Here is a 7226-nt window from a genome sequence, read left to right on the forward strand (position 1 = left end):
CTATCTGTTCTATTTCGCCTTGCTCGGTTCGACAGCGCCGTTTCTGGCGCTGTACTTCGATCACCTCGGCTTCAGCGCCGCGCGCATCGGCGAGCTGGTGGCGATTCCGATGCTGATGCGCTGCGTGGCGCCGAACATCTGGGGCTGGCTCGGCGATTACACCGGCAGGCGTCTGGCCATCGTGCGCTTTGGTGCGGTGTGCACGTTGCTGACCTTTTCGCTGATCTTCGTCAGTCAGACCTACGCCTGGCTGGCGATGGTCATGGCCCTGCATGCGTTCTTCTGGCACGCGGTGCTGCCGCAGTTCGAAGTCATCACCCTCGCGCATCTGCAGGGGCAAACATCGCGCTACAGCCAGATTCGCCTGTGGGGCTCGATCGGTTTCATCATCACTGTGGTAGTGCTGGGGCGGCTGTTCGAATGGCTCAGTCTGGACATTTATCCGGCGGCGCTGGTGCTGATCATGGCCGGTATCGTCCTGAGTAGCCTGTGGGTGCCGAATGCACAGCCGGCGCAAGGCAATCGGCCGACGGGCGAGGGCTTTCTCAAGCAATTGCGCCATCCCGGCGTACTGGCGTTTTATGCCTGCGTCGCGCTGATGCAGGTCAGCCACGGGCCGTATTACACCTTTCTGACTCTGCACCTTGAACGCCTCGGTTACAGCCGTGGCGTCATCGGCATGCTCTGGGCCGTGGGTGTGGTGGCGGAAGTGCTGATGTTCATGGCCATGAGCCGCATTCTGGCGCGCTTTTCCCTGCGCCGGGTGCTGCTGGCGAGTTTCCTGCTGGCGGCGTTGCGCTGGGTGCTGCTCGGTTCGTTTGCGGAGTTTCTCTGGGTGCTGTTGTTCGCCCAAGTGCTGCACGCAGCGACTTTCGGCAGCTTTCATGCGGCTGCCATCGCTTTCGTGCAACGTAGTTTCGGCGCCCGCCAGCAAGGTCAGGGCCAGGCGCTGTATGCGGCACTGGCCGGCACCGGCGGGGCGCTCGGTGCGCTGTATTCCGGCTACAGCTGGAATGCCCTCGGCGCGACATTGACCTTTAGTATTGCCAGTCTCGCAGCGCTTGCCGCTGCCGTTATCATTGCCACATGTATGCAAGAGGACAGGCCATGAGCCTTAGCCGTGAACAGCTCGCCCAGCAGATCGTTGACGCCGGGCGTTTTCTATATGGCCGTGGCTGGTCGCCAGCCACCAGCAGCAACTATTCGACGCGCCTGTCGCCGAGCGAAGCGCTGTTGACCGTATCGGGCAAGCACAAGGGCCAGTTGGGTGTGGATGACGTACTCGCTACCGATCTGTCCGGCAATAGCCTGGAACCAGGCAAGAAACCCTCCGCCGAAACCTTGCTGCACACCCAGCTTTACAGTTGGCGCGCGGAGATCGGTGCGGTGCTTCACACTCATTCGGTAAATGCCACGGTGCTGTCGCGCCTGACTCCGCAAGATTTCATCGAGTTCGAAGACTACGAATTGCAGAAAGCCTTCAGCGGCATTTCCACCCATGAATCACGGGTGCGTGTGCCGATTTTCGACAACGATCAGGACATTGCGCGCCTCGCCGCCAAGGTGCAGCCTTGGCTCGACGCCCATCCCGATTGCGTCGGTTATCTGATTCGCGGCCATGGTCTCTACACCTGGGGCGCGCAGATGAGCGACGCGCTGCGGCAGATCGAGGCCTTTGAATTCCTGTTTGAATGCGAGTTGAAAACCCGCAGCGTCATGAACCGCCAAGGCTGAGTTCACCAGAAACAGCCCGTTTGCCTGATGCCACGCGGCGCCCGACCGGTCTGCAAGAGCCGGACGGCGCCGCCGCCACCGAGGAATTGCCCATGAGCAGCCTGTCCGTTTACCACGTTTCCAGCCCTGAGATTCCCAACAAGGTGCTGACCCATTTCGAAGACATCGCCTCGACGCTGGCCGAGCAGGGCGTGCGTTTCGACCGCTGGCAGGCCGCCGCGAAGATTCAGCCTGGCGCCAGTCAGGAAGAAGTCATCAGTGCTTATAAAGAGCAGATCGACAAACTGATGACCGAGCGCGGCTACATCACCGTCGATGTGATCAGCCTCAACAGCGATCACCCGCAAAAAGCCGAGCTGCGCGCCAAGTTCCTCGAAGAGCACCGCCATGGCGAAGACGAAGTGCGATTTTTCGTTGCCGGTCGTGGCTTGTTTACCCTGCACATCGACGATTACGTCTATGCCGTTCTCTGTGAGAAGAACGACCTGATCTCGGTTCCGGCCGGCACCAAGCACTGGTTCGACATGGGCGAACATCCGCACTTCGTGGCGATCCGTCTGTTCAACAACCCGGAAGGCTGGGTTGCCAATTTCACCGGCGAAGACATCGCCGGCCGCTTCCCGCGTCTGGAGGACTGAAACCGTGTCGATCAAAGCCATCCTCACCGACATCGAAGGCACCACCAGCGCGGTGAGTTTCGTCTTCGACGTGCTGTTTCCCTACGCCGCCAAACATTTGCCCGACTTTGTGCGGCAGAACGCTTCGCGTGCTGATGTCGCCGAACAGCTCGACGCCGTGCGTCGCGACAGCAACGAGCCGCAGGCCGATGTTGAACGGGTTGTTGAAATCCTCTTGAGCTGGATCGCCGAAGACCGCAAAGCCACGCCGCTCAAGGCATTGCAGGGCATGGTCTGGGCGCAGGGCTATCAGGCAGGGCAGCTGAAAGGGCATGTTTATCCGGATGCCGTTGAAGCGCTGCAACGTTGGCATGCGGCCGGTTATCAACTGTTTGTTTACTCGTCCGGCTCGATCCAGGCGCAGAAACTGATCTTCGGTTGCTCGGAGGCGGGGGATCTGACACCGCTGTTCAGCGGCTATTTCGACACCACATCAGGGCCGAAGCGTGAAGCGCAGTCCTACCGCAACATTCAGCAGGCGGTGGGTGTTGAAGCCGATGAAATCCTGTTCCTCTCGGACATCGTCGAAGAGCTCGACGCTGCCCAGTCGGCCGGCATGAAAACCTGCGGTCTGGCGCGTGAAGGCGGGGAGTTGGCAGGGCACGTGACGGTTGACCGCTTTACTGGAATCGAACCGGAAGCGTTTTGACCATTGCACACATCCCTGTAGGAGCTGTCGAGTGAAACGAGGCTGCGATCTTTCGATTTAGGCATGACATCAAGATCAAAAGATCGCAGCGTGCCGCAGCTCCTACAAAAATCCTGAGCACATAAAAACAGGCCGTGAAGCACATGCTCCACGACCTGTTTTTGTTTAAAGCAAATTACAGCGAGTGATACGTCGGCAGAGCAAAACGCTGCTGGCTCTGCAGCATTGCAATTTGCGGCAGCTCGCTGGCTTGTTCGGCCAGGTCGCGGCGGATCGCGCTGATCGCCCACGACAGTTGGTCACCGGCATGCAGTTGCTGATACGAGAGGGCGCGTTTGAAGACTTTGCCGTCGCTGCTACGCAGAGTGAGCAGGATGCCACCGTCAGGACGTGGGGCAGTGCTGACTTCGTAGTTGGAGAACAGCGATGTAAATTTTTCTTGAATCAGGCTCATGTCATCAGCTCCGTATGTACTTGAATGGCAAGCATGCGGAGGTAGTTGCAGCGTTTGTGCCAGTATTGATGCGAATAAAATCCCTTTAAAATCAATAAGTTGAAGGCATTGCATTTTGCAGGCGTCGTGCAATCTGCATGAATGGCCATCGTGCATCCTGCATTTTGCGTGATTTTTCTCCGTACAACGGAACCAAACGTCCGTACCAGAATCCGCTCTTCCCCGAAGGCGCGACGGGATACAAATCATTGCAAAAACCGCGTGTACAGCCCCGCGAGCACTGACGTACTTTCCTTCTCGACCCACGGCGTAAACGCGTCGGTCGCAGTCATTACCCGATAACAAGAACAGCGGTCTGCACGTCAAGATCGAACGGGGAGCTTTCATGCGTCACGCACCAAGCGACACGATTACCTGGGGCATGATGCTCCGCAAACTGCCGATGATCGCCAAGGCCATCCCCCGGGTGGTCAAAGGCATGAAGGTGGCCAACGTCACGGATCCGACCCAAACGTGCGGCCTGGGCTGGACGTTCGAGCAGGCGACGCTGCGCAATCCCGATGGTGTGGCGTTGTTGCAGGGCGACGTGGCGTTGACCTACACGCAGGTCAATCAGTGGGCCAATCGCATTGCGCATTACCTGAGCGAGCAAGGCATCGGCAAGGGCGATGTGGTCGCGGTGTTCATCGAGAACCGTGCGGAATTGCTGGTGACGATTCTGGCGCTGGCCAAGCTTGGCGCGGTGAGTGCGCTGCTCAATACCTCGTTGATGCGCGACACGCTTGTTCACAGCATCAATCTGGTTGCGCCGGTGGCTATTGTGGTTGGCGAAGAACTGACCGCTGCCTATGCCGGCGTGCGTGATCAGGTTGCGATCGCAGCGCCGCGCACCTGGTTCATCGCCGATCAGGACACCTATAGCCATCCGGGCATCGCGCCCGAGGGCTACGTCAATCTGATCAGCGCCAGTGCTGACGCCAGCAGCGATAACCCGCCGAGCAGCGCGCAAGTATTCTTCGACGATCCGTGTTTCTACATCTACACCTCCGGTACCACCGGCCTGCCCAAGGCCGGGGTGTTCAAGCATGGACGCTGGATGCGCAGTTCGGCGAGCTTCGGCATGATCGCCCTCGATATGCGCCCGGATGATGTCGTTTACTGCACCTTGCCGCTGTATCACGCCACGGGCCTGTGCGTGTGCTGGGGATCGGCGATCAACGGCGCCTCGGGTTTCGCCATCCGCCGCAAGTTCAGCGCCAGCCAGTTCTGGGGTGACGTGCGCCGCTATCGCGCAACCACCATCGGCTATGTCGGTGAGCTGTGTCGCTACCTGGTCGAGCAACCGGTCAGCGCCGATGACAGCCGCCACGACGTGCGCAAGATGATTGGCAATGGTTTGCGTCCTGGTGCCTGGGCCGAGTTCAAGACGCGTTTTGCCGTCGAGCACATTTGTGAGCTGTACGCGGCGAGCGACGGCAACATCGGTTTCACCAACATCCTCAATTTCGACAACACCGTCGGGTTTTCGCTCATGGCGTGGGAACTGGTCGCTTACGACCATGACAGTGGCGAGCCATTGCGCGGCGATGATGGTTTCATGCGCAAGGTCGGCAAGGGCGAACAGGGCCTGCTGCTGGCGCGGATCGACGACAAGGCACCGCTGGACGGTTACACCGACCCGCAGAAAACCGCCCGCGTCGTCCTCCACGATGTGTTCAACAAGGGCGATCGCTTTTTCAACACCGGCGACCTGCTGCGCAATATCGGTTTCGGCCATGCGCAGTTCGTTGATCGCCTCGGCGATACCTATCGCTGGAAGGGTGAAAACGTGTCGACCACCGAAGTCGAGAATTTGTTGCTGCAACATCCGCTGATCGCTGAAGCCGTGGCCTACGGTGTGGAAATCCCCAACACCAACGGGCGTGCGGGGATGGCTGCAATTACTCCCGCCGAATCCTTGGCCACGCTGGATTTCGCTGAACTGCTGAGTTTCGTCCGGCAACGCATGCCGGCTTATGCCGTGCCGTTGTTCTTGCGGGTGAAAGTGAAAATGGAAACCACCGGGACCTTCAAATACCAGAAGACTCGCCTGAAAACGGAAGGCTTTGACCCCGGGCTCACCGGCGATGACCCGATCTTCGCCTGGCTGCCGGGCAGCGAAACCTATGTGCATGTCAGTGAGCAAATCCTCGCTGAAATTCAACATGGCAAACATCGATATTGAGTGTGGCTATCGGGACGCTCGGAAAAAACCGAGTGACAGCCACCGTCGCGCTCGGGAAACTGTCGGCTTTCCGATAGACCGAAATGGAGTGCCCCATGTCCGACCAAAGCCGCCAGATGACCCCTGAAGAAGCTGCCGAATTCACCGAGCAGGTTTTCAACAAGGCGCGCGACGGTGATGCCGAGATGCTTGATCGCCTGGTCAGCGCCGGGCTGCCGGTGAACCTGAAAAACAGCAAGGGCGACACCTTGTTGATGCTCGCCAGCTATTACGGCCATGTCGATGCGGTGAAGGTCCTGCTTAAACACAAGGCCGATCCGGAAATGCGCAATGGCAACGGCCAGAGCCCGATTGCCGGCGCTGCGTTCAAGGGCGATCTGGCGGTGGTCAAGGCGCTGGTCGAGGCGGGCGCCGAGATTGAAGGTTCTTCCTTCGACGGCCGTACCGCGTTGATGATGGCGGCAATGTTCAACCGCGTTGAAATCGTCGACTACCTGATCGGCCAGGGTGCTGACCCGAAAGCCAAGGACGCCAACGGCGTGACCGCGCTGGATGCGGCGCGGACCATGGGCGCGGTCGACACCACCGCGCAGCTGGAAAAGTTGCTGGCGTAAAGTCCACGGACTGTGGCGAAGGGCAGAATGCGCTATCCTTCGCGCCCTGAAAATTCACCTCCGCCACAGGATCCGCCCTCATGAAAGCCGCACTCGTCGAACTCATCAGCAAAATCAGCTCCGGCTGCATGGGCGAGGACGAGATCCTGAAGGTGGCCGACGAAGCCGCTCAGGCCTACGCCGATGCCGTGGCTTTTCTGGCCGCCAATCCGGACATCAACTACGACGACACTTTCCCGATCCCGCTGGGTGAGTGGGTAGTGGTCGGTAGCCTGCCGGAAACCGTGCTGTTTCAGGCCGATACCTACGTCGATCTGTTCGCACAAATCGTTGCCTCGTTTGGTCCGGGCGTGGATTTCAATCTCAAGCCCAAGCAACTGGCCAAGACCGAAGCGCTGACCGCCCTCAACCGCATCCAGGTGCAGATGAGCAGCCTGAACAAGGAGAACGGCGGTTACACGTTGATGAACTTCAGCCAGTTGCTCGACGATGAGCTACAAATGGTCCTGGTCTACGGCAACGATGTGCCCCGGGTGCTCGAGTTATGCGCCGAGATTGGCATCGCCGCTGCGCCAGCGCTGGAAGCCTTGAAGGTCGCCGTTCACGTCTGAACGCAATAAAAGGGAACCCTGCGCGCGACCGTCTATCCTAAAAGTGCATGCCACTATTCTGGAGCGACACCATGGGTTCCACGTTCAACGGTCTGATTGGCCTGATCATCCTTGCCCTCGACATCTGGGCCATCATCAACGTGCTGAAAAGCGGCGCCTCCACCGGAATGAAAATCGTCTGGGTGTTGCTGATCATCCTCCTGCCGGTGCTGGGCCTGATCATCTGGGCGATTGCCGGGCCACGGGGCAACGTCCGGATCTGA

At 59.2% G+C, this 7226-nt stretch carries 9 protein-coding genes; 8 read left to right on the plus strand and 1 reads right to left on the minus strand.

Translation table 11 applies throughout. The features are described 5' to 3' along the window. The 4 genes from OQK_RS19045 to mtnC form a co-directional block, all read left to right on the plus strand. Nucleotides 1-1111 (plus strand): MFS transporter (locus OQK_RS19045; protein ID WP_016773776.1); only part of this gene is annotated, 1111 nt, incomplete at its 5' end. Then, nucleotides 1108-1734, plus strand: coding sequence for a methylthioribulose 1-phosphate dehydratase (locus tag OQK_RS19050; protein ID WP_016773777.1), 627 nt, complete (start codon nt 1108-1110; stop codon nt 1732-1734). The genes OQK_RS19045 and OQK_RS19050, both read left to right, overlap by 4 nt. 92 nt (nt 1735-1826) lie before the next feature. Next, on the plus strand, nt 1827-2372 hold the full coding sequence (locus tag OQK_RS19055) for a 1,2-dihydroxy-3-keto-5-methylthiopentene dioxygenase (RefSeq protein WP_038861971.1): 546 nt from the start codon (nt 1827-1829) through the stop codon (nt 2370-2372). A 4-nt stretch (nt 2373-2376) separates the two neighbouring features. After that, nucleotides 2377-3060: an acireductone synthase gene (gene mtnC, locus OQK_RS19060; RefSeq protein ID WP_016773779.1), complete on the plus strand. Its 684-nt coding sequence runs from the start codon at nt 2377-2379 to the stop codon at nt 3058-3060. Nucleotides 3061-3235: 175 nt separating this feature from the next. Here the strand turns inward: mtnC and OQK_RS19065 are convergent, their stop codons facing one another. Next, nucleotides 3236-3514 carry a DUF3509 domain-containing protein gene (locus OQK_RS19065; protein WP_016773780.1) on the minus strand — a complete coding sequence of 93 codons (279 nt, stop codon included), beginning with the start codon at nt 3512-3514 and terminating at the stop codon, nt 3236-3238. Between the two features lie 385 nt (nt 3515-3899). Here OQK_RS19065 and OQK_RS19070 point away from each other — a divergent pair, with 385 nt between their 5' ends. The 4 genes from OQK_RS19070 to OQK_RS19085 all read left to right on the plus strand — a co-directional run bounded on the left by OQK_RS19070 (nt 3900) and on the right by OQK_RS19085 (nt 7226). Next, the gene (locus tag OQK_RS19070; RefSeq protein WP_016773781.1) at nt 3900-5738 is read left to right on the plus strand and encodes a long-chain-acyl-CoA synthetase; all 1839 of its coding nucleotides are present in this window, start codon (nt 3900-3902) and stop codon (nt 5736-5738) included. Between the two features lie 95 nt (nt 5739-5833). Further along, complete coding sequence (locus OQK_RS19075; protein WP_016773782.1) at nt 5834-6352, plus strand: ankyrin repeat domain-containing protein; 519 nt, start codon at nt 5834-5836, stop codon at nt 6350-6352. An 80-nt stretch (nt 6353-6432) separates the two neighbouring features. Continuing rightward, a complete protein-coding gene (locus OQK_RS19080) occupies nt 6433-6963 on the plus strand; it encodes a hypothetical protein (RefSeq protein WP_016773783.1) in 531 nt (176 codons plus the stop codon). Nucleotides 6964-7034: 71 nt separating this feature from the next. Further along, on the plus strand, nt 7035-7226 hold the full coding sequence (locus tag OQK_RS19085; protein WP_016773784.1) for a PLDc N-terminal domain-containing protein: 192 nt from the start codon (nt 7035-7037) through the stop codon (nt 7224-7226).

It is taken from the genome of Pseudomonas sp. R62 (assembly GCF_000257605.1).
Classification (GTDB): Bacteria; Pseudomonadota; Gammaproteobacteria; order Pseudomonadales; family Pseudomonadaceae; genus Aquipseudomonas; species Aquipseudomonas atacamensis.

Coding starts and splice junctions, on each gene's coding strand:
- OQK_RS19050 (WP_016773777.1), top strand. CDS start 1,108: ATGAGCCTTAGCCGTGAACAGCTCGCCCAGCAGATCGTTGACGCCGGG.
- OQK_RS19055 (WP_038861971.1), top strand. CDS start 1,827: ATGAGCAGCCTGTCCGTTTACCACGTTTCCAGCCCTGAGATTCCCAAC.
- OQK_RS19065 (WP_016773780.1), bottom strand. CDS start 3,514: ATGAGCCTGATTCAAGAAAAATTTACATCGCTGTTCTCCAACTACGAA.
- OQK_RS19070 (WP_016773781.1), top strand. CDS start 3,900: ATGCGTCACGCACCAAGCGACACGATTACCTGGGGCATGATGCTCCGC.
- OQK_RS19075 (WP_016773782.1), top strand. CDS start 5,834: ATGTCCGACCAAAGCCGCCAGATGACCCCTGAAGAAGCTGCCGAATTC.
- OQK_RS19080 (WP_016773783.1), top strand. CDS start 6,433: ATGAAAGCCGCACTCGTCGAACTCATCAGCAAAATCAGCTCCGGCTGC.
- OQK_RS19085 (WP_016773784.1), top strand. CDS start 7,035: ATGGGTTCCACGTTCAACGGTCTGATTGGCCTGATCATCCTTGCCCTC.